Genomic DNA, 20,684 nt, shown 5'->3' with positions numbered 1-20,684 from the left:
GAGGGAAATATACAATACACTTAAGTTAGTTGTCAACATATTTGACACGGAATAAAGAAATTTAATTAAATATCGACATTCCCCTGTCATTTATGTTATATAATTTAACATAATAACTACTTTGTGCTATCAGCTTAAACTCTGACAGGTTATCATTTATGAAAGGAGCGTCAATCCATGCGTTCATTGCTGGTTATTCACCATCCGATCCCTGCATCAGAGCGAAGTGACACAGATGCCAAGGCGCTTCTTCCGGAGTTTATCCTTCGTTCATATGGCTACAAGGTCCACCTTGCCCGCAGTGAGAAGCAAGCGCTGGCCGGAATCATGGAAGCAGACGGAACGATTCTCCACCTCCCGGTTGCCGCAATTAAATCGTGGTCCAGCGCCCTCGAACAGCAAAAACGCGTTCCGGTTCTGTGGTGGTGCAGCGATCATGCCGCTTCGCAATCTCTCGAATCATGTGAGGTTGATGTTACAGTTGATGGACTTTTATTTCCAACTATGAAAGAGCATGAGCTGCATTGGACGCTGCATTTTAGTTCCAAGCATTTTTACGAACGAGAGCAGTGGCATAATGAAAGAACGCAGCTCCTTGCCCGTATTGAAGAGCGAAAATGGATTGATATGGCCAAAGGCATTCTATGCAAGATGAAAAATATTTCGGAATCCGAAGCATACGATGTCCTGCGCAAACAGGCGATGAATGAAAGAAAAAGAATGGTGGACGTCGCAACCTCGATCGTTAAGTTGTATCAATTGCTGCAGGAGACCGGTTCAGGAGGTGCAAAAAAATCATGATCCACTTATTAAAAGAAGTCGGCCGCGGCAAACGAGGCGCGCGTGACCTGACTTACGAGGAAGCGCTGCATGCTGCAGAATCGATTCTCGGATTGCAGGCAACCCCTGCACAGATCGGTGCCTTTTTCATTGCGGAACGCATCAAAATGGAAAGTGTGGAAGAATTGGAGGCATTCGTGAAGGTTGGCCGTGAATATGCGGACCGTTCGTTTGTACATGAGGGTGTAGACTGCGCAGGACCTTATGATGGCAGAAAGTCCTCCTTTTTCTCTACGTTAGCCACCTCGTTTGTGCTGGCTGCTGCTGATCTGCCTGTCACTCTGCACGGGACCGCATCACTGCCCCCGAAATGGGGGATCACTTTGTCGGATATACTCGCGGCCAAGGGAATAACCGGACCGTTACTGGCAAAGGAATCATCCATCCGAGCTGCCCGTCAATCGGGCGTATTATATGTACATGCTGAAGACTGGTGTCCCCCGCTTAAGCATCTTCGCCCGATCCGGGAGGAGCTGGGTATGCGGACCGTACTCAACACGGCCGAAAAGTTTGTGAATTACTCCCATTCCCCGTTCCTTACCTTCGGTGTGTACCATAACACGGTCTTTGACCGTTTAAGCCGGTTAATCACGAAACTCGGATATCGGAAGGCGATCATCATTCAGGGCTGTGAAGGCTCGGATGAACTGTTCATTCACCGGCCCACGCGGACTTACCGAGTTGAGAACGGTGAAGCCAACCTCCAGGTCATCGATCCAGAAACGTATGGACTCGATACGACCGTCCCGGACATAAGCTGGACCCCCTCCGAACAAGCTAACGTTACCGAGCAGGTTCTACAGGGTAAGGGGGACATCGCATGTATCTATCAGGTTCTGCTGAATGGAGCTGTTCGCTTACACTTGGCGGATAAGGTAAGATCCGTCGAGGAAGGGATCTATACTTGCAAAGCTCTGCTAGACTCGGGTAAACCGTGGGAGCTGTATGGGAAGTGGCTGACCTTGCTTTTGGAACCCATCCCGAATGATGGTTGGACCCTGCCAACCGTCAGACATGTTTTGCATTGAACAGAAGAAACCCGCACCGGGCAAGCGGTGCGGGTTTCTTTTTGATTACCTATTAAACGAAAGCAGAAACGATGATGACCAAGAGAATAAAGAGAACCAGTACTGCTCCAACAGATGATCCGTATCCTCCGCCACCATATCCAGCTACTTCACCCATTGTTCCAACCTCCTTTACTTTTCCGAACACAACATCCTATGCTCGTCATATCAAAGAGCGTAGACTCTAGAGGAAAAAATTAAAACAGACAGGAATTGGGTCAACATGAATCTGGATTCTTAAAGCGAAGCCTTACTTCGCAATCATTTTCTTGGCATAGTTCAGCACATCCGATTTGGCGCTCTCCGCCCAAATGCTGTAACGAATCTGCTGCTCCTCATCCACCCAATCCAGGTGATCCCTTCCCTTGGAGTCGGCGGTGTAGACACATTCCACTCCGTTAATTACGATGGTTTCCTTTTTCTCGTTCGGTTTCTCCTGTGGCACAGGTGTTCCGTCTATTGGCAGTTCAGGAACAATATAACTTGCTGTGACTTGAAGCTTTACTTTTCCCTTATCAAAATTCAAGATCGCCGCGGATGCTTCATTCGCCTTCATGATGTCGGAGTATACGAACTTCTCGCCGTTTGCGGCCTTTGCCTTTAATTCCTGATCAATCTCCTCGTACAAGCTCGACGTTCTTTCAGGACTCTTTAAGTATAAAATCGCGTTCTGGAATGAATAACTTTTCGGCAAGTCAGCAGGTTTGGTTAGCGTTGGAGCGTTCATGGCCTTTGCCTTCGCCACATAGTCCGTATACTTAGTATAACCGAAGCCTTTAGACGTAAAATAGATTTGATCTGTCCGGTTATATTCCTGGTCCGCAACATAATAGGCAACCATCTGTCCTGCCTTAAGTTTGTCACTCAACTCGTTGATACGATCATCAAACGAAACGGATGTATTCTCCGGTATGGCAGAAGAAACCGCTGCTGTCGTCTGTGGAACAGATGTACTTGCATTACTTGCTGCGTAAACATTCGCGGATCCGACCATCATCGTTGCTGCAATAAATAATGCGACTTTCATTTTGTTTTTCATCATGGTAAAATTCGTGCTCCTTTCGGCGTCAAGGCCTTTTAAGTTAGTTTTTAAATACATCACATATAACACCTTACCGACAACAAAAGGGACATTTATCCAAAAAAAGTAGAAATCGTTTTATTCCGAAACAAGACCGGCTGCAATCTTCGCAAACTCATCCTTGGACAGCGGATTCTTTGGATCATCCGTAATAATATACAGTACTTCTTCACTGTCGCTTAACCAAGTCAAGTTGCGCGAGGGGCTTGATGGACTTGCTGACAAAATCATTTCTTTCCCTTTTACCTTTATTTTTACGGCTTGGTTTGTGGGCACCCCGGCTTTTGAGCCCTTCTCTCGTGCAAAAGCAACAATCTTGATCCGATTTTCGCCTTTACGATATTCCATTCCTGTAGAGGCAATATCGAGCCAAGGAACAATCTTATAGAACAGTCCCTGTTCTTCATCCGACTTCTCAGCCTGCGCCTTGAGTTCATCCACAAGAATTTTATACTCCGGCGTATTCCATACGGGCGTGTTCCTAATTTGAATCTGTCCAAAATCAAATTGATACCCTTCCGGTACATAATCAGGTTCTCGAAGCAATGGCGCACCCTTCTCCTCGATTTCTTTTGCGAGTTCCTGATAATTTGAATGCTTAGTCAACATATAAAAATATTTCAGTGGTTGTTCTTTGACGAGTGAAGTCATGTGTAGATCCTTGATATAATATACCGCCTGTTCTCCCGGCTTTAACTTCTTTCTCAACTCTTCTTCCGACTCTTTTACACGTTTGGCATTATATTCCGATTCGGAGTATTTCCATGGCTTCATGGTAGACAGAATGACTTCGCCTTCCTTGTTCTTGATCTGAATCAAGTATTGGCTTGCGTAAACGCTAATTGACGAAAGAATCAAAACCGCAGTGAGTGTCGCTGCAATAAAGGTTTTTTTACGATTCCCGTAATATCTCCCCTGTTTACTCTGGTGGATTTGCCTCACCTTCCGCATGATGGCGGGGGTCACGTCCACCTCTTCTTCCACGGAGTGCAATTCCATGCCTCTCAGAATTCGATCTTGCTCCGGCTGTCCCGAATCTCGCATAACTCCGTCCCCTCCTTCTCCTGGATCAGCTTAATGACTTTCAGTTTCATCCGAGCATACTTTTTCTTCACTGCACTGAGATTCTTATCCAGAATCTGCGCGATCTCCGAGAACGGTTTATCTTCGAACACCCGCAGTACGAGCAGATTCCGCTCTTCCACCGAGAGCTTGGTCATGGCATATTCCAGCGGTTCGCTGAACCACCTGCGCTCCAGTGTCTGTTCCACGCTATCAGCATACCCTCTCGATCCGATGAGTCGGCTCACTCGCATGCGAACTTGTCTCTTGCGAAGCAGATTGAGACAATGATGATAGGCAATCTTGTATAACCATGATGAGAACGAAGCCTTCGCTTCATAGGTATGAAGCTTGGTGAACGCTTTGATGAAGATATCCTGGACGGCATCCTGCGCGTCCTGCTTGCAGCCGAGCATCCGGCAGCAATAAATGTAGATCTGTTTTTTGTACGTTTCAACGATAGGCTCAAAACAATCCACCTCACCGGCCTTAACGCGCCTCACGCACTCCTCTATCGAATCCAATTCGAAGACGCACCTCCGCGTAAATCTTATTTACGTTTGTATAACACCTCTTCTGCCAAAAAAGGGACACCTGTAACATAAATAAAAAAACAACTCATATCTCAAGTATGAATTGTTTTTCTGTATTGTCGATCACTTCTTTTGTTCAGAAAACGATATGTGCGACAGACTTTACACCCGCGATGATTCAAACTGAAAGATCAACTTCTCATTGTCGTCCCTCGTAGCAACAAATTCCTGCACGCGTGAGTCCGAAATATAGTTGTTCATCGTCTTTCTCCAGAATGCCTGCGCCCGCTTATTGCGATCCGTGGCATTCGTCTGGACTTCCCATCTGCCGGCATGCTTGTCGAACACTTGTGATGCAGCATTCTCCGCAACATGTTTGCCTCGGAAGGGTTTCATAACAAAAAACTCATTCATGTAAAATTCACTGCCATATGTATATGGCGGAGTTGCTACCAGAGCAAATCCTGCCGGGATGCCATCCACTTGAATCAGGTAAGGAAACAAAATCGAGGGCTTCTCCCACCATATATCAAAAACTTGGATCTGGTCATTCAAGGTTCTTGTGTCATCATCCTCATAGACGCCATATCGATTCGGTTTCCACCCCCATATCCCCGATAAATCATGCAAATATAGCGGATATATATTATTAATGATAAATTTGGTGGAAATATCGCTTAGCTCCACGGTAACTTTCATAGGTTCTCCTCCGTCCTAGACATAATCCAAACTCTTGAAATACTGCATTTTGCTATCTATAAAACCTTCATCAAAGTCGGCAATCCCTACAAACTCCGAATCTTGAAAACATAGTCCAAAGAGCCAAAGCTGCCGAATGGCAACAAAAAAAGGAACAGCAGCAAGATCATTTTCGCTGAGAGATCCGACACTACCATATCCTCTCAGAAAGGCCTCCCATAATCCTTCCACTTCCTCCGGATCATGCCCGCTATGTATCTCTCTGGCCAGCCTAAACTCGGCAATATCGTAAGCTCTCCAGCCGTAACCGCATAGATCAAAATCATAATGGGTCAGCTTTCCGTCCTCTGCAAATGCGGCATTCGTATTTCCATGAAGATCTCCGTGGCATACGCCCCAATCTAAACCTTTAACCTCGAATTCCGAGATTCGTTTCTTTAGTTGCGTTGCCAGTTCACCTAGGTAGTTGTAATCCGTCAACCGATGCTCCATATAGGGTCTGATGATGGATAAAGGCCTATCTATAAGAAACTCCATATCCAGCTGTTCCCTTGCATGACGACTTTCAAAATGATCCGCCGCCTTATGCATATGGCCAATGGATTCACCGAATCGGTAACTGTCCGCTGCGGCGAGAATCGACCTTTCGTGCCCTTCAGCATATTGAAATAGGACCCCGTATCGAATTCCCTCCATGACGTCAAACCCTCTAAGGTATGCGCCGTCTTTTCCAGGAATCGGCTCTGACACGCTGATCCCGTTCGCACTTAGAAATTGCAGCAATTCCATTTCAAACTCGATGTCAGAAAGGCTTCTACGATCAGCCCTATAGATTCGGAAGATATACTTATCAACATCCGTTTCTACTTCGTATGTATCGTTCATGCCCCTCAGAAAATACTGCATTTTCACAACGGAACCGACCTCATAATGATGTTGGATATGTAACCCTACCGCTTGTTTAGACAGAAGCGAGTATGTGACAGGAAATAAACTCATTTCCAATCCCTCCTTGCACTCAAGAGTATCATCCTCGACAATCTCTTACATAGAGGCGGTATGATTATAACTATTTTTTATATAAACCGCGGTATGTCGTAAACACAAAAAAAAAGCAATAAGCGCTGTCTTCCTCCAGGCTTACTGCTTCAATCCATTTTGGCTTCGATCATGATTTGCTTGTAAATCCCATAAGCTCTTTCACATGCAGGGTATTTTCCAAGGATGTCAGCTTTTCCAGCAAAGTGAACGCCACATCAAAAGCCGTTGCCGGGTTACATGAAGTGATCAAGTTCCCATCAACAACGATCTGTTCTTCCACGACATGGGCACCGAATTCCCGCAGCTGTGATTTTCTAATGCTGGTTGGGTGATCATAAGTCGTGGCTCGTCGTCCCTCCAGCACGCCGGCTTTGCCAAGCGTAAGGGCTGCAACGCAAATCGTAGCAATCCACTTGCCCTGCGCATGAAATTCCTGAATGATTTTGGAGAACCTGGAGTCATATGCATCGTTATAAAAGCCCGCTTCCTCGAACCCGCCAGGAATCGCCAGAGCATCGTAATCCTCTACCTTAACCGAGTCCAGCGTGACCTCAGGAATGACGGTAAAGTTCCACGTGCATTTCAACCTGTCATGCAGTCCCGCAGTCACAACCTGGGTTGTCCCGTCTCCCTCCAGTTTGTTCCACCCCAGTACATCGGTAAATACACTCGCTTCCACGGCTTCAAATCCATCCGCCAATAGCAAAAGCACTTTCTTCATAAGCCATCCTCCCCCGTCCTTGTCACACTATGCGATCTTAAGAGATATCCCGATCTATCGGATTGTGTTCTATCTTACTATACTTCTCTCTAAATTCAACAGACAACAAAAAAAAGAAGCAGCCCGATGACTTGCCTCTTTTTGTTCAATAACCAACCTGCATACCTAAATGAATGTATTCTGCTTACTTCGAAAGAATTAAACAACCATCTCCTGTGCATAATAACTCTGTTTGAATAAATATTAAAGGAGCGAATAAGATTGGGAATTTTAAGCGGTAATCCTAAAAATGAGCCCATGCATTATGGGGAAATATTTAGCGTATGGACAGCATCCACGTTGGCAAAAGGCATGGTGTCCTGCTACGAGGCTTATTTGAATCACGCAGGCGATAAAGACCTCAAAAAAATCCTCAATGATCTGTTGGATCAAGCTAAACTTGAGATTAAAGAATGTGATGAATTGCTTACCGAAAACGGAATCGCCCCTGCACCGGTACTTCCCGAAAGACCCCCGGTCAAACTTGAGGATATTCCGGCGGGCGCAAGATTCACGGATCCGGAAATTGCGGCCAAAATCGCTGCTGATACATCACTCGGACTGGTATCATGCAGTCAAGTTATGGGGCAATCCATCCGGGAGGATATTGGTGCGTTATTTGCTAAATATCATCTCACCAAGACGGCGCTAGGTTTGCGTATCCTTCAAATGAATAAGGAAAAAGGCTGGCTCATTCCGCCGCCGCTTCAAATCAAGAGACCCGAAGAAAAATAGCTTATAGCAAAATGGACAACAAAAAGAAGCCAGCTTTGACGCTGCTTCTTTTTTTGTTTTTAACTCATTCCTTGACCCCAGCGATGATTCGATGTTCCGGCGGGTGTTGTTGGGGCAACGGGTGTATTGCTGCCTGATGCCTGCCTATGAGGAACATGCCTAGAATGACCAGGATGCCGCCGCACCATTGCTCCCATCCTGCGGATTCTTTTAATACGATGACCGATAACAACAAAGCCGTGAAAGGCATCATACCAGAAAAAGCGGCAGCTGTTGATACATGGCAGCGCTTGATACCGGCATACCACAGGATGAAAGCCAAGGCCGTTACGATCGGTCCATACCAAACAAGCGCAAGCCATTCCCGCAAACCTATTGCTGCCAGTGAAGCCAGCGGATTCTCGAACCATGCGGGTATCAGGCATAACATCAAGGCGATCACCGAGACCAGCGTCGTCTGGACCATAGGATGAATGGCTTTGTTTTGTGATGCCGTGCGCTGCATCGAACCGATGCGGGACAGCAGGTTAAAGCCGGATTCACTACATGCCGCGCAGAGCACAAGCAGGTTACCGTACAGATGTTGTACCTCGAATGCATGGCCCGGCGTGAGTATTCCTTGTATGATCATAATGCCTGCCACCGTGCTAAGAATGCCTGCCAGCTTCATGCCGTTCACCGATTCTTTCAGGAGCCCAAATGCCAGCATGACAGTAAAGGCGGGTGTTGCGCCTGTTAGAATTCCGGCTTCTGCCGTGCTGGTATGAAGAAGGCCCTGCAGCAGTAACATCCGAAACAGAAACATCCCGAGTAACGCCTGAAAGAAGAGAACTCTCCACTCCCGAAATGTTAATTGTCGAACCGTACTCACCAGCTCCTTCCTACATAGAGGAAGCATACATAGCAGAGCCAATAACAAGCTGGTCCCTGTGATCGTAAACGTCCCTAATTTCCCGTTCAAAAACCATGCCGTGATGACCGAAGTCCCTGCAAGCGTGAACGCCCCGTATAAATAAAGCATCCCTTTCCATCGTTCCAATAAGATCACATCCCCCAGATATCACAGATCGATAGCGACTGTATCTATGCTACAATCATAGGGAATAGACTGGTATGGTTACAGATCCAGTTAAACGTGAAATTATGCAGACCAGTTGGAGGACGAGCCTCATGTGGGGAATCACACTGCACCGAAGCAGCGAAGTATCGCTTAAACGGCAAATTTATTTAGCTATAAGGGAAAGGATTGTTCAAGGAATCTTGCAGCCAGGAGAAGCCATGCCCTCATCCCGTCAATTAGCGATAGAACTCAAGGTATCTCGTAACACAGTCAATGAAGCGTTTGACATGTTGAACGTCGAAGGCTACGTCGTTAGCCGACAAGGGGCTCCGACACGGGTTTCGAAAGGCATTGTACTGGATAACCTGGCTGAGGTAGATCCGCCGCCGCGGAAAAAAGCTCCTCCTGATTTTGCAGTGGATTTCCGGACAGGACAGCCTGAACTCCGGCTATTCCCGCGGTACGTATGGCAGCAAATTTCAATGAAAACGCTCAGCGATATGAGTCCCACTCTGCTAGGTTATACAGGTCCTCAGGGCCTGCCCGCACTTCGTGACGAAATTTCATTGTGGCTTTATCGCAGTAAAGGCCTCAAGGTTGATGCTCAAGATATATTCATAACGGCAGGTGCGACACATGCACTGAATATCCTTGCGGACTTACTCTATCAGGAAAATCATGAAATATGGTTTGAAGATCCCTGCAACATCGAGATGCTGCAGACGTTTATAAACAAAGGGTATCGAATTCATCATGTCCCCGTGGATGAGCACGGGATTCAGACCGAACACTTGAACGACAAGCCTGGATGTCCCGTGTACGTGACACCCTCTCACCAATTTCCGCTTGGAGGGATTCTGCCGGCGGATCGTCGTGCTGCGCTCATCCGCTACGCGAGAAAAAACGGCAGCTATATCATCGAGGACGATTATGATAGCGAGTACCGATATAGCGGGGATTCGATCACACCTTTATATGCCATGGATCCCGATAGGGTCATTTATGTTGGCACCTTCAGCAAAGTTCTGTTCCCGGCCCTTCGGATCGGGTACGCGATTGTACCCCGTAAGCTTCAACAGCGTTGGGGGCATCTGCGTACCCATACCGATGTGCAGAATCCCCCTTTTGAGCAAGCTGCCTTAGCCGAGTTTTTACACACCCGGAAATTTGACAGGCATCTCGGGAAAATGCGCAAGATCTACGGCGAACGGAGACAGGTCCTGTTATCTTCGCTACATGAGTTTTTCGGAGATACTTGGCGTTCCTGGGGAGATACAGCCGGTCTGCATCTGGCTGTTGAATTTCCCGGGGCGATCTTTGACGAGGCTTTCAGGCAGAAAGCCCGGCAGGATCGGATACGCATCACACCGCTGGACTACCATTGTATTCAGAAAGGGATCCATGCAAACAAGTTATTGTTCGGCTACGGTCATCTGGAGCCTGCTGAAATCCACGGTGGCATCTCCCTGCTGCAGGCTTATTTGAAGAATCAAGGGGACTTATAACAACCTCAAGATTCCTTAAAGCTTCCATCCAAACAGTGAAGGCTGCCATCAGGCAGCCTTTTAATGCTTAAGTCACCGTTCTGTTCTCCATGCATCCATTCCTATTTAATCTTTATCGTTGGCTTCATGCTCGCCAGCCGTTTCGCAGCTTCTTCGGCTTCCTGAAAGGCCTGTGCAAGGATTTGATCTCGATCCAGGATTGCAATTCCCTGTGCGCGGATGATCTGATAATCCATTATCCCCATAAAATTAAACATGGACTTAAGGTATTTATGCGAGTATTCCACCTCGGCATACCAGTCATGATTCGTGTAAATGGCATCACTGGCCTGAATGACCAGCAAACTGCGGCCATCGGTTAGCAAACCTTCCGATCCATTCTCCGTATATTGGAATGTCTCGCGTGCAATGAGGATATTGTCGATATAATCTTTAAGCTTGGAAGGAATGTTGAAATTGTGCATCGGCATGACGATGACATACTTTCGTGCCGCCTTAAATTGCTGCAGAATGGCGGACATGCGGTCCGTTATCTGTTGCTCCTCTTCGTTAAGCGGCTCCTCTCTTCCCTGTTGGCTCCATAGCTCTAGCACCATATGGTCTATGGCAGGTATAGAATCACGGTATAAATCGATTTGTTCTATAGCTCCTGCTGGATTCCATTTCGTGTACGCCTCCAAAAAATGCTGAAGCAACCGCAAGCTGACCGATGTCGCTGACTCCACCTTCGGATGTGCGTTGATAATGAGCATGTTCTCCATCTGATATCTCTCCTTTTTCGTCTATTTCATAATGTAGACAAACAAAGCGATCCAATTGTGACATCAACTTATGATTTTATGCATAAATCGAAGGCCGCGATGGAAATGATATAGTTAAAATCCATCAAAAAAAGGACCGCACCTGCGGTCCTTATCGTATTTTCGCATATCTGCTCTTGCTGCGTGCTTTTGAAGGATGCCAGCATCACTTTTTACTTTATACTTACCATAAGGTTACTTTGTATGCACTAAGATTTCGCCTAAAGCATCAAGGAATCCTTGATTTTCTTCCGCTGTTCCTACCGAAATCCGGATATGCCCTGGGAGTCCCCAGCCTTTGGCGGACCTGACGATAATCCCCTGCTCCAGCAGCTTGTGGTATATAATGTCTGCATGTTCTCCAAGCTCCGCCAGAATGAAATTGCTCATGCTCTCGTAGTAAGGAATCGCTAACCGACTCAGTCCCTCATAGATTTGCTGTCTGCCTTGTTCATTCATCCGGCATGATGCCTGGACGTGCTCCTCATCTCCAAGTGCGGCCGATGCCGCCGCTTGTGCCAGCGCATTGACATTAAAGGGCTCCTTAACCTGAAGCAGGGTGCGGATGATGCCTTCCGAAGCAGCGCCATAGCCGACGCGAATACCCGCAAGTCCGTAGATTTTGGAGAAGGTGTTCAGGGTGATGACCGGATATCCCAGCTTGATGAAATCGATCCCGTCCGAGTAGTCAGGAGCTGTAGCATAATGACGATATGCCGTATCGATCACAACCAGCACGCGAGTAGGAAGACGGTCCAGAAGCTTTTTCATTTCAAGCTCGGGAATGTAGGTGCCTGTTGGATTATTGGGAGTACACAGATACACGATTTTGGTTCGTTCCGTCATCACGTCCAGTATATCTTCCGCACAGAAGGCATATTGCTCACGCAGCGGTACCTTAATGACTGTACCGGACATTAGAAATGCGCCAAACTCATATTCGCTGAATGTCGGATCAGGAACGACGATCTCGTCACCAGGCTCAAGGTACGCACGAGAAATCAGCATGATCAGCTCATCGCCGCCGTTTGTCACAATGAATTGATTCGCTGCCAATCCCAAGTGCTCGCCAAGCGCTTGCGTAAGACCTGAAGAACGCTCGTCGGGATAACGGTGTAAATCAGGCAACTGCTCCTGAATGGCTTGCAATGCTTTGGGCGAAGGACCGAGTGAATTTTCATTGGAAGCCAATTTGATGACGCGATCCAAGCCGTATTCCTGCTGCACTTCCCAGATGGGCTTACCTGCCGTGTAAGGCTTCAACCGTCCTAATGCCTGCCGCGGTGTTATTTGCAACTCTTTATCTTCCCCTGCTTGATTCAATATGTTCTCCCTCCGTTGCCGTGTATTTATGTGTATTCATCTTCTACCCTTCGCTGTAATCAAATCTCCAAAAACTGTTCACACTTCCTTCTTCCAGCGGTTCTCTACGAAATCAACATGCTGCGGATGCACATTATAGGCTTCGTAATCAGCTTCGTTCTCAAACATCATCGAGAAGGAAGTTACATCATATTATAACGGTAAAGTTCAAATAAATCGCTACGAAAAAGGCACCCTTTTCCATAAAAATCGAAAAAAAGTGCCTAATATCCAGCAAATTTACAACATTGGCATGGTGGTCATAGAACATGACGGTAACACACTTTTGCAAATTATTTTGTCTTCTGTGCGTGATTCGTCAACAGATCAAGTAAATAGGCCTTTAGATCAACCATTCGTAGATTTGCAGGCTTTTCGTTAGTTCCAACAATGATCAGCGGGACAAGGGACTCCGTATGGCGAATCGAGCCGTGGCCCCCGCCCCCCGCATGCGTCGGAGAGCTTCGATCTGCTAATTCGTATCCCGGTTTAGCCGTCACGACCAAAAATTCTCCTTTATGAGAGTTCAGCGACCCGGACAACCTTTCCAGCACGTCGGGATACTGTCCGTATTCCAAGGTTCGATGATCGGCATTCAATTTAAGGTCCAACACCTGTGCATCCTGCTTCACGGTCCACGTTTGTTTATAGCGATCGATCAGGTTACCATTCGCCTTATATCGGAGTTCCTTCGAAGTGGATCCTTGAAGGGCATGAATCCATCCGTTTTCTTTCCAAGCAACAAAATCGATGCGGTCATCCTTGCTCAGGATATCCGCCAAGCTTCGCAGAGAACGACTGGGCTTGAAATTATATACATAAGCCATCGTTTCATTGACTGCAAGGGCAACCTCGGTTTCCGCTTTCACCTCTTCGCCCGGCTTTAGAACAGAGATGCCTTTCAGCATAGCGGGCATATCAATCTCAGAACGTTGCTTTGCTGGAAGAAGCTGTGTCATTCCGCTGTCCCCAGCGATGACAAAAATCGCTTCGTTGAACGCCTTTTCCGGCGATCCGAAGGCATTTAATACGGCCCGGAGCTGCTGATCCACCTTTTTGACGCCTTCGAGCTCTGACGGACCTTTTTTATGAAGCTTCTGGTCCAAGTCCGGTAAATAAACATACAAAAAATCTGGCAGCTTGTTGGCTTGAATCAGATAGTTAACGGCTTCGATTGCATACTTATTGTTCAGCCCCATCCGATCCGTGAGATCGTCAGGCAGATTCTTGGTATCTTTAGAGCCTTCCAGGGGATTGGACAAGGCTCCCAGAGCTAAAAAATCCGGACCTTTGACTTTTATATGTTTCTGCAGGGAAGTCGGACCTTGAATCCAATCCGGGATCGTCAGCGTATGCTCGATCGGTCCCCGATATATTAAGCCGTTAATCGATCCTGATTTCAAGCCAAGACGGGCTAATTCTTCGTAGATCGTACGTGAATTCGGATTTAAATGTTTCCCGTTCAAATGGATCAAAGCATCAGTCAGGACCGGATTGATACCTTGCCTGAGGATTTCCATCGGCCCTGTTCCGTAGTTGATCATCTTCTTATCGTCGGACGAATACCATAGGAGCCCTGGTACGCCATGGCCATTCGGATATTTACCCGTTAACATCGTGCTGTCAATCGTGACAGACATCGTAGGAAAAGAGCTGACCAGATCCTTGTAATATTGTCCATGTTCGATCAAATATTGAAAGGTGGGCAGCTGTTTTTGAGAAATACCCTTATCAATCGCCTGTGCCATTAATGAGTCGACCATCAGGAATATGACTTTCTTATGTGTAGGACCTTGTTCGGATTTAACCCGCAGCAAATCCTGTTCGGCAGGTTTTTGATGTCGGCATCCCATTACCGTGATCAGTACAAGGGACAGCATTACGAGGATCATCCTGTTTATCCGCATTTTCACATTCACCACCTTAGTACATTTTGTCACTAAAGTGGAAATGTCATTCAAGGGATATTTTGCATATTACGATGATCCATTAATGTTCAAATATGATGTTCGCCGGTTCTAATCAAGCCTCGCTTTTCCTGCTTTGATAAAGGATTCGGTTCACCTTCTCGGAGCTGAGCAGCATGATCAGGGCAAACAACAGAATGACGACGGGTAATAAACCTATCGATATTTGAGCTGCAACGATACCAAACAGTGGGGGTAAAATCGTGGTGCCGGTATAGGCAACAGCCATCTGATAGCCCATGATTCTGGACGATTGAGCTTTGCCGAAGCGGGCCGGTGTTTCATGCAGCAAACAAGGGAATATGGGTGCAAGCCCGAGTCCGATAACAATGAGTCCGATGAGAGAAAGATAGGAATGCAGCGGCAGCAACAACAGGACTGCACCGGCAATGGCCGTCACTTGCCCTGCACGGATGAGCGTCCGATTGTTCAACCTCAGCGTTACGAATCCTGTAATGAATCGGCCGAATGTGATGCCTCCATAATACATGGACACCCATACTGCTGCTGTTTCCGGAGGCAGATCTCGGGTTCCTACGAGAAAGCTCGCTCCCCATAAACCGACGGTCGCTTCCACTCCGCAATAGAACAAAAACGCCAACAGGGTTATCTTTACCCCTCTGATTTGGAGTGGCTTTCCGTGCTTCTGGACAATAGCTTCATCGCTGTTCGTTGATTCATTTCCCGTTTGTTCTTCAAGCATGCCTTCGGGCTGCCGATGCTGACTTGCCACGATCCTCCAAAGCGGGAGTGTGATCAGCAGGATGAAGACCAGAGCGAACTGCAGCATGGATACGGTATAATATCCGTATCTCCATGCATTGTTAGCCCCCATGGAATAGGACATGATAATCGGCCCTAACGTTGCGCCCACACCCCAGAAGCAGTGCAGCCAGCTCATATGGTGGGCCTTATAATGGTTTGCCACATAATGGTTCAGTCCCGTATCGACGGCCCCTGCGCCTAAACCAAGCGGAATCGCCAACAGAATGAGCCAGAACAGCGATGGCGCATACGCAAAACCGAACAGCGCACTCGCTGTCAACAAACAGCTGACAAGCGTAACCATACCCGTCCCGAAGCGTTCGATCACGCTCCCGCTAATCAAGCTGGATACGATCGTACCTCCGGTTACGACCATGGATAGCAATCCTGCGGATTCGAAGGCAGCACCGATATCCGGCTGCATGGCCGGCCAAGCGACCCCGAGCAAGGAATCCGGAAGCCCTAAACTGATAAAGGCCAAATAAATAATAAGAAGAAAAAATGTTACCACAAATAAGAGTCCTTTCTACGCCGTGATCATTCAGACAATGGAATTATATAAGAAGTGATCTCCTTAATTTTGGCGATTTTGGCGCTGCTGCTGAACCGGTATACGTTACAAAATGCCAGGCGCTTCCGGTCATCGAATACAAGGATTCCCTCCGCTGCACCGGTGCTGCCATGCGTTATCAGATGATGAATATGCAGTTCGGCTGTCTTGCCACACTTCACCTGACATAACGATTCACTCACTTGATCCTTCCCTTGAAGGATTCGTTCCCCAACGTAATTCATCTGAATCCCATCCGTGAAATTCTCATTCATAAATTGTGCATCCATGCCAGCCAATGCGATGTGGAGTTTCTTCAGCAACTCCTTCTTCGGTGCGTTCCCGCAATCCTCCTCGCATGTGATAAGAAAATCTTTTTTGCCTGCAACACCATCTGCCATAACCAAACCTCCTTCCAGTTGCCGTATGTAAGGGGAGTTTTCATCTATTCTAAACCTTGTTCGGTCATATGGAAAGATTCGTCACGGCTTCAATTCTAGAAGAAGGAAGGTTAGGAATGAAACGCCCTCCAGAACTCACCCTCGGTATCGATTATGTCCTTGATCTGTGAAAAAGGAATCGTGAACGTCGGAAAACCCGCTGCATAAGGGGCGATCTCATACGGTGCAAACACCAGATGTAACGCGTCTTCGGTTACATAGAAGGGTTGGTTTGCTGCAATTCCCTTATAGCTATCCGGAAATACGTACGAATAATGCGGATCCTCTTGAATCTGCTCGCCAACGATGCGGCTGAGCTCCTTCACATAATCGCTGCCCGGCTTAAACAAGTCCTTCAATTCATACATCCTGCCGTTCTCCAGATTGATAATGGCATATACCTCCGTTGGCATGCCGTGTGCGGCACCAGAGGGATAGTTATAACCGTTCAACTCCAGTTCAAGCAGTTTCTGCTTGTAGAAAATGACGTCAAAATCGCCTGTATACGTATAATCAAGCTGTTGATTCGGAGGAATGAATTTCACCTGTGACATTTCTTTAAGTTTCGTATTCAGCGTGTGCTGAGCTGCTTGATCCCTCATTCCGTCGATCTGTGGATAGTAGACTAAGTAATCCGGATTAGGTTTATACTTTTCTTCCATTACCTTATAAGGTGGTTGCAGCGGAATCACCGCATTCTGCTTCCATATGACGTGACCCGACCGGTCCAGGTAAGACAGACGCTGATCGACCAGGGCCTTAATTAGCCCCCCTGGTTCCAGCGTAAGCGAACCGCTGCCGTTCACTCGAGGATACCCCGGGGCCGCTCTGCCGGTTCGATCAATGAAATACGTCTGTTTCGCATCATAAACCGAGGCCAAGCCGTGTTTGTAATCAGATACTTCCCGATATACAAAATCAGATAACCTCTTCCCAGCCCAATCTGCAATGGCATACATCGAACCAATATACGGCTGTTCAGGATCAATCGCACGCCCAAGCGCAAACCGGTCTTCATTCAAGTCCCGGATATCGTTATATCCCGGCTGGATTACCCACTCACCCTGATTATTAATGACGCCATACTTCGACTTGTAATCTTCTGCCGTGTTAACAATCGCTCTGTCATGATGAAAAGGAAAAGCCGAAGTATAGGTCGGCGGAATGACGATGTTTCCCTGTTCATCGATATAACCGTATTTGCCAGTGCTATCCTTCTGAAAGGCCAGCAAGCCCTCACCAGGCGGTCCGACGTAGGCGAATGGATAATTGGCCAATCGGCGTCCATGGAGATCAATGAGCGCGTAATGATGGTCTTTTATTTTCACAACTGCTTTGCCATCGACAAAATCATTCGCTTCCTCATATTGGGCTGAGATCACCTCTTGGCCCGCTGAATCGAGGTAGCCGTATCGGCTGTTCGCGCCATCTCCACTGCCATTATCGGTTACATAATAAACCGCCCTTCCTTCTCTAAGCCCTGCTATATACGGATATCCTCGTGGTGTCAGCACTTCCCCTTGTTCGTTAATCATCTTAAAACCTTGATCATCGATCACGGTCGCTCGATGCTCCGAGAACGGGCTGATGGACTGATATATAGGCTTCACTACGAAACGGTCAGACCTGTCAATGAGGCCATACTTACCTTTCATACCTACGATGGCAAGACCATTGTCCTGAAAATCCTGTGCATCATCATACTTCGGTTGAATGACCATCCTTCCGCTGCGATCAATGTATCCCCACTTCGTTCCGTCCGTCGTCTTCACGGATGCCGGAAATAACCCGACATGCTGTTGTGGCTGCCCTCTGCTTGCCAGCATCTCCTTTATCCGCCTCTCAAGTTCAAGCAGCGTGTCACGCGCCGGGTAAGGTTCGGCGAACGTGAGTGCTTTGCGGACTGACACAAGGGCAGCCTCCGGCATCCCGGCCCGATATTGTGCATCCGCCATGTAATACCAGTAATAAGAATAATCCGGATGTTCTTGCGTCAATCTCTCGTAGTACCTTACAACGACAGGGAAATAATAGGGGTATACATCCGGTGCAGTCACTAACGCCCCTTGGCCCCATCTGACGACCTCGACTCGATAAGCTTCGCCTGTATCGTGAATCCAAAGCGCGATTTCAGCCTGACCATCCGGACCCGAAGCACCCGGCATATCCGCAATATCGATATAACTGTAATATATATCAGCAGGTGCGATATCTTGAAGGCCCTCTGGCGTCCAAGCGTAGATCGACAATTTTGACCAGATGGAACCGAGCTGCCAACCTACGATTAATTGATTCATACTTGGGTTCAACACAGGGGCCGCCGTCAATGAAGTAACCCCATATCCCTGCCCCAAGACGTTGGCAACGACCTCATATCCGCCATTGCGGTAAAGCAGCACAAATAAATAAAGCTCATGATTCAATCGGGACACACCGACAATCTCTGGGATGTGATCTCCCGTGATGTCGACTGCGACAACTGCAGGATGTTCTGCAGGCCTATCGATTCGTACAAGTTCAGCACCGTGCGGCAGATAGGCCATAGCGATTTGTGCCAGCTGCTGATCATTAACGGACATTTGAGCACCCTCCCTTATTCAGAGCTTTCTCGGCTAATCGTATGCAGACGATGGTCAAATATGCACCTGCAGGTGGGAAGAGGTGGCACTTCTTAAGCCCTATGTTTCCATTGTCGGATGAATCGCAAATCAAAAAAACGACCTGACCACGTTAGGCAATCAGATCGATCGTTCTCTTCGCTTCAAAATGGTTTACTGACCATGAGATATAAAATAACGACCGGCAGCAGCGTGGCTATCGTCCCGCCTACCGCCCAATACGCCGATGCTCTTTTATAACCCCCCGAAATGACCCCCTCCCTTATGGATTGTTTACTATGCCGAATCATCCCTTTTTGCAGCGGAATCAATAAACCAGCCCACAGGATCCCCGTCATACCAAACAGAATCAATGAAGCCATCAGCCAGCTCATTCCATCCATTCCATATCCGGCTTGAACAGCCATCACAACGCCTGATATGATGATCAGCAGCAAACCTGGCAGGGTAAATACCATATCGGCTAACATGACATTCTTAACCGTGTTATGGATTTCTGCCGGATCCCCTTTCAGATCAGCTCTTACTTTCCAGAATGCCGCCGTAATGATATTGCCGAGGAATAACACACATCCGGCGATGTGCAGAAATAACCACAATGTCATAAGCCATCCTTCCTCTCTTCCCTGTGCCCGGGCCGGAGAATGTCGATGATGAAATCCGCATATTCCTTCGTGCCGAATACATGACTATTTACGCCGATAAGTCCCCGCATCCGCAGTCCGAACGACAATAGCTCGAACAGCTCAGCCGTCCGTTCCGCATCGATGGATTCCGGTATGACCCCTGCCTCCTGGCCTGTAACAATCCATTTCTTCGAAGTTGCTGTCGCTTCCCTATAGAAACCAGCCACAATGTCGGCGATTTCGGGCTGATCGCTTTTGCCAATAAGGTACATTAAGATCAGGTTGCTCACATCGTCACGGCTTTCCAGTCTCGACATGCTGTTGGTAATGGTATTCATCGGTCCGTCAAACTGTTTGATGTCCCCTTGCTTGTTCACTTCGCTCATGAACTGCTCGTTCTGCTCGGCAAGCTTAGCTCGTAATACGTGGACAAACAGCTCATCCTTACTTGAAACATAATGAAATATGGCCCCTTTGGACAAGCCGGAACGCTTCATGATGTCATTAAGGGTGGTTTGGCTGCAGCCTTTCTCCCTTATCAATTCTTCTGTGGCTTCAAGCAGTATTCGCTTGGTTTGCTCTCGCCTTTCTTCCTGCTTCATCTAATAACTCCTCCTTGATGATAAGTTGGTTACCCCTGAGGCGGAAGCCAGCCCGCCATGAGAACGGCGGCCAGGAACACGATTTGCAGAACCGTTCTCAGCCCGATTGGAGTGACCGGCTTTCCGCCGAGTGACAAATGGCGATTCGCTGCGTATACATTGGCTGGAAACATGGCTACCAGCATGAGTGCCAGACCTGTAGATGCCAAGGCTGTGGTAGCCGGAATAAGGATTAGAATAGCGCCCGCAATCTCCAGCACCCCGGTGATGGTAACCAAGAAAGCAGCTCTCGGTATTCCCGGCGGGATCATGGCGATCAGATCAGGTCGTCGTTTTCCCCAGTGGGCAGAAGCTGTTACCAGGAACATGACCGCAACCGCAAACCTGAGCGAAATGACCCAGTCATTTACATACTCCCAACCTGCGAAGCCCAGCGTCCGAAACAAAAGAAGCGAAACCAACATCGCGACAAAGGGTATCATCAACTTCACCAACCTTCCGAAATTCGTAACTTCATTATATATACCGACCATCGGTTTGTAAATGGAGATTTCAAATTTTTTCCTTTAAA

At 47.6% G+C, this 20,684-nt stretch carries 22 protein-coding genes; 4 read left to right on the top strand and 18 right to left on the bottom strand.

Translation table 11 applies throughout. The features are described from left to right. Positions 1 to 177: 177 nt before the first annotated feature. Complete coding sequence (locus tag CRG97_RS13770; protein WP_098743693.1) at positions 178 to 801, top strand: ANTAR domain-containing response regulator; 624 nt, start codon at positions 178 to 180, stop codon at positions 799 to 801. After that, on the top strand, positions 798 to 1,868 hold the full coding sequence (locus CRG97_RS13765) for an anthranilate phosphoribosyltransferase (RefSeq protein WP_098743691.1): 1,071 nt from the start codon (positions 798 to 800) through the stop codon (positions 1,866 to 1,868). Before CRG97_RS13770 ends, CRG97_RS13765 begins: the two co-directional genes overlap by 4 nt. Before the next feature lie 52 nt (positions 1,869 to 1,920). Here CRG97_RS13765 and CRG97_RS13760 read toward each other — a convergent pair whose 3' ends face one another. The 7 genes from CRG97_RS13760 to CRG97_RS13730 all read right to left on the bottom strand — a co-directional run bounded on the left by CRG97_RS13760 (position 1,921) and on the right by CRG97_RS13730 (position 7,044). Next, the gene (locus CRG97_RS13760; RefSeq protein WP_098743688.1) at positions 1,921 to 2,025 is read right to left on the bottom strand and encodes a sporulation protein YjcZ; all 105 of its coding nucleotides are present in this window, start codon (positions 2,023 to 2,025) and stop codon (positions 1,921 to 1,923) included. 132 nt (positions 2,026 to 2,157) lie between these two features. Beyond that, positions 2,158 to 2,949, bottom strand: a complete 792-nt coding sequence (locus tag CRG97_RS13755) for a hypothetical protein (protein WP_098745085.1) — start codon at positions 2,947 to 2,949, stop codon at positions 2,158 to 2,160. A 117-nt stretch (positions 2,950 to 3,066) separates the two neighbouring features. Continuing rightward, positions 3,067 to 4,032 carry a hypothetical protein gene (locus CRG97_RS13750; protein ID WP_237566387.1) on the bottom strand — a complete coding sequence of 322 codons (966 nt, stop codon included), beginning with the start codon at positions 4,030 to 4,032 and terminating at the stop codon, positions 3,067 to 3,069. Then, a complete protein-coding gene (locus tag CRG97_RS13745) occupies positions 3,993 to 4,553 on the bottom strand; it encodes an RNA polymerase sigma factor (protein ID WP_237566386.1) in 561 nt (186 codons plus the stop codon). The genes CRG97_RS13750 and CRG97_RS13745 overlap by 40 nt, the downstream gene beginning before the upstream one ends. Before the next feature lie 192 nt (positions 4,554 to 4,745). Continuing rightward, entirely contained in the window at positions 4,746 to 5,282 is a 537-nt protein-coding gene (locus CRG97_RS13740; protein ID WP_098743682.1) for a GNAT family N-acetyltransferase, read from the bottom strand. A 15-nt stretch (positions 5,283 to 5,297) separates the two neighbouring features. Beyond that, positions 5,298 to 6,281, bottom strand: coding sequence for a phosphotransferase (locus tag CRG97_RS13735; RefSeq protein WP_098743680.1), 984 nt, complete (start codon positions 6,279 to 6,281; stop codon positions 5,298 to 5,300). 169 nt (positions 6,282 to 6,450) lie between these two features. Next, entirely contained in the window at positions 6,451 to 7,044 is a 594-nt protein-coding gene (locus CRG97_RS13730; protein WP_098743677.1) for a DJ-1/PfpI family protein, read from the bottom strand. A gap of 261 nt (positions 7,045 to 7,305) precedes the next feature. Here CRG97_RS13730 and CRG97_RS13725 point away from each other — a divergent pair, with 261 nt between their 5' ends. Further along, a complete protein-coding gene (locus tag CRG97_RS13725) occupies positions 7,306 to 7,818 on the top strand; it encodes a DUF3231 family protein (protein WP_098743674.1) in 513 nt (170 codons plus the stop codon). Between the two features lie 64 nt (positions 7,819 to 7,882). Here CRG97_RS13725 and CRG97_RS13720 read toward each other — a convergent pair whose 3' ends face one another. Further along, positions 7,883 to 8,866, bottom strand: coding sequence for a DMT family transporter (locus CRG97_RS13720; protein ID WP_098743671.1), 984 nt, complete (start codon positions 8,864 to 8,866; stop codon positions 7,883 to 7,885). Positions 8,867 to 8,988: 122 nt separating this feature from the next. On the opposite strand from CRG97_RS13720, the gene pdxR reads away from it, so the two are divergent. After that, positions 8,989 to 10,383: a MocR-like pyridoxine biosynthesis transcription factor PdxR gene (gene pdxR / locus CRG97_RS13715; protein WP_098743669.1), complete on the top strand. Its 1,395-nt coding sequence runs from the start codon at positions 8,989 to 8,991 to the stop codon at positions 10,381 to 10,383. Between the two features lie 101 nt (positions 10,384 to 10,484). Here pdxR and CRG97_RS13710 read toward each other — a convergent pair whose 3' ends face one another. From CRG97_RS13710 to CRG97_RS13665, 10 genes are all read right to left on the bottom strand, one after another. Beyond that, on the bottom strand, positions 10,485 to 11,144 hold the full coding sequence (locus CRG97_RS13710) for an FMN-dependent NADH-azoreductase (RefSeq protein WP_098743667.1): 660 nt from the start codon (positions 11,142 to 11,144) through the stop codon (positions 10,485 to 10,487). A 234-nt stretch (positions 11,145 to 11,378) separates the two neighbouring features. Then, positions 11,379 to 12,506 carry a histidinol-phosphate transaminase gene (gene hisC, locus CRG97_RS13705; RefSeq protein ID WP_098743664.1) on the bottom strand — a complete coding sequence of 376 codons (1,128 nt, stop codon included), beginning with the start codon at positions 12,504 to 12,506 and terminating at the stop codon, positions 11,379 to 11,381. 78 nt (positions 12,507 to 12,584) lie between these two features. Then, complete coding sequence (locus CRG97_RS13700; protein WP_237566442.1) at positions 12,585 to 12,674, bottom strand: antibiotic biosynthesis monooxygenase family protein; 90 nt, start codon at positions 12,672 to 12,674, stop codon at positions 12,585 to 12,587. 164 nt (positions 12,675 to 12,838) lie between these two features. Next, positions 12,839 to 14,425 (bottom strand): alkaline phosphatase family protein, encoded by a 1,587-nt coding sequence (locus CRG97_RS13695; protein ID WP_481856191.1) that lies wholly within the window; start codon positions 14,423 to 14,425, stop codon positions 12,839 to 12,841. A gap of 142 nt (positions 14,426 to 14,567) precedes the next feature. Beyond that, positions 14,568 to 15,788, bottom strand: coding sequence for an MFS transporter (locus CRG97_RS13690; RefSeq protein ID WP_098743660.1), 1,221 nt, complete (start codon positions 15,786 to 15,788; stop codon positions 14,568 to 14,570). 26 nt (positions 15,789 to 15,814) lie between these two features. After that, the gene (locus CRG97_RS13685; protein ID WP_098743658.1) at positions 15,815 to 16,228 is read right to left on the bottom strand and encodes a hypothetical protein; all 414 of its coding nucleotides are present in this window, start codon (positions 16,226 to 16,228) and stop codon (positions 15,815 to 15,817) included. A 110-nt stretch (positions 16,229 to 16,338) separates the two neighbouring features. Continuing rightward, entirely contained in the window at positions 16,339 to 18,846 is a 2,508-nt protein-coding gene (locus CRG97_RS13680) for a WG repeat-containing protein (protein WP_098743656.1), read from the bottom strand. A gap of 182 nt (positions 18,847 to 19,028) precedes the next feature. Beyond that, positions 19,029 to 19,490 (bottom strand): DUF2269 family protein, encoded by a 462-nt coding sequence (locus tag CRG97_RS13675; protein ID WP_098743653.1) that lies wholly within the window; start codon positions 19,488 to 19,490, stop codon positions 19,029 to 19,031. Beyond that, on the bottom strand, positions 19,487 to 20,113 hold the full coding sequence (locus CRG97_RS13670; RefSeq protein ID WP_098743650.1) for a TetR/AcrR family transcriptional regulator: 627 nt from the start codon (positions 20,111 to 20,113) through the stop codon (positions 19,487 to 19,489). The genes CRG97_RS13675 and CRG97_RS13670 overlap by 4 nt, the downstream gene beginning before the upstream one ends. A gap of 29 nt (positions 20,114 to 20,142) precedes the next feature. Beyond that, positions 20,143 to 20,595, bottom strand: coding sequence for a DoxX family protein (locus CRG97_RS13665; RefSeq protein WP_098745080.1), 453 nt, complete (start codon positions 20,593 to 20,595; stop codon positions 20,143 to 20,145). Positions 20,596 to 20,684: the final 89 nt, after the last annotated feature.

The organism is Paenibacillus sp. EZ-K15 (assembly GCF_002573715.1).
Taxonomy (GTDB): domain Bacteria; phylum Bacillota; class Bacilli; order Paenibacillales; family Paenibacillaceae; genus Paenibacillus_AQ.
This window is presented reverse-complemented; position numbering and strand designations above follow the sequence as displayed.

Bases quoted from the DNA above. Each gene is read 5' to 3' on its own strand.
- CRG97_RS13740 (WP_098743682.1), bottom strand. From the start codon at position 5,282: ATGAAAGTTACCGTGGAGCTAAGCGATATTTCCACCAAATTTATCATT.
- CRG97_RS13730 (WP_098743677.1), bottom strand. From the start codon at position 7,044: ATGAAGAAAGTGCTTTTGCTATTGGCGGATGGATTTGAAGCCGTGGAA.
- CRG97_RS13710 (WP_098743667.1), bottom strand. From the start codon at position 11,144: ATGGAGAACATGCTCATTATCAACGCACATCCGAAGGTGGAGTCAGCG.
- CRG97_RS13755 (WP_098745085.1), bottom strand. From the start codon at position 2,949: ATGATGAAAAACAAAATGAAAGTCGCATTATTTATTGCAGCAACGATG.
- CRG97_RS13670 (WP_098743650.1), bottom strand. From the start codon at position 20,113: ATGAAGCAGGAAGAAAGGCGAGAGCAAACCAAGCGAATACTGCTTGAA.
- pdxR (WP_098743669.1), top strand. From the start codon at position 8,989: ATGTGGGGAATCACACTGCACCGAAGCAGCGAAGTATCGCTTAAACGG.
- CRG97_RS13695 (WP_481856191.1), bottom strand. From the start codon at position 14,425: ATGCTGTCCCTTGTACTGATCACGGTAATGGGATGCCGACATCAAAAA.
- CRG97_RS13665 (WP_098745080.1), bottom strand. From the start codon at position 20,595: ATGATACCCTTTGTCGCGATGTTGGTTTCGCTTCTTTTGTTTCGGACG.
- CRG97_RS13770 (WP_098743693.1), top strand. From the start codon at position 178: ATGCGTTCATTGCTGGTTATTCACCATCCGATCCCTGCATCAGAGCGA.
- CRG97_RS13760 (WP_098743688.1), bottom strand. From the start codon at position 2,025: ATGGGTGAAGTAGCTGGATATGGTGGCGGAGGATACGGATCATCTGTT.
- CRG97_RS13685 (WP_098743658.1), bottom strand. From the start codon at position 16,228: ATGGCAGATGGTGTTGCAGGCAAAAAAGATTTTCTTATCACATGCGAG.
- CRG97_RS13765 (WP_098743691.1), top strand. From the start codon at position 798: ATGATCCACTTATTAAAAGAAGTCGGCCGCGGCAAACGAGGCGCGCGT.
- CRG97_RS13700 (WP_237566442.1), bottom strand. From the start codon at position 12,674: ATGTTTGAGAACGAAGCTGATTACGAAGCCTATAATGTGCATCCGCAG.
- CRG97_RS13735 (WP_098743680.1), bottom strand. From the start codon at position 6,281: ATGAGTTTATTTCCTGTCACATACTCGCTTCTGTCTAAACAAGCGGTA.
- CRG97_RS13680 (WP_098743656.1), bottom strand. From the start codon at position 18,846: ATGTCCGTTAATGATCAGCAGCTGGCACAAATCGCTATGGCCTATCTG.
- CRG97_RS13750 (WP_237566387.1), bottom strand. From the start codon at position 4,032: ATGCGAGATTCGGGACAGCCGGAGCAAGATCGAATTCTGAGAGGCATG.
- CRG97_RS13675 (WP_098743653.1), bottom strand. From the start codon at position 19,490: ATGACATTGTGGTTATTTCTGCACATCGCCGGATGTGTGTTATTCCTC.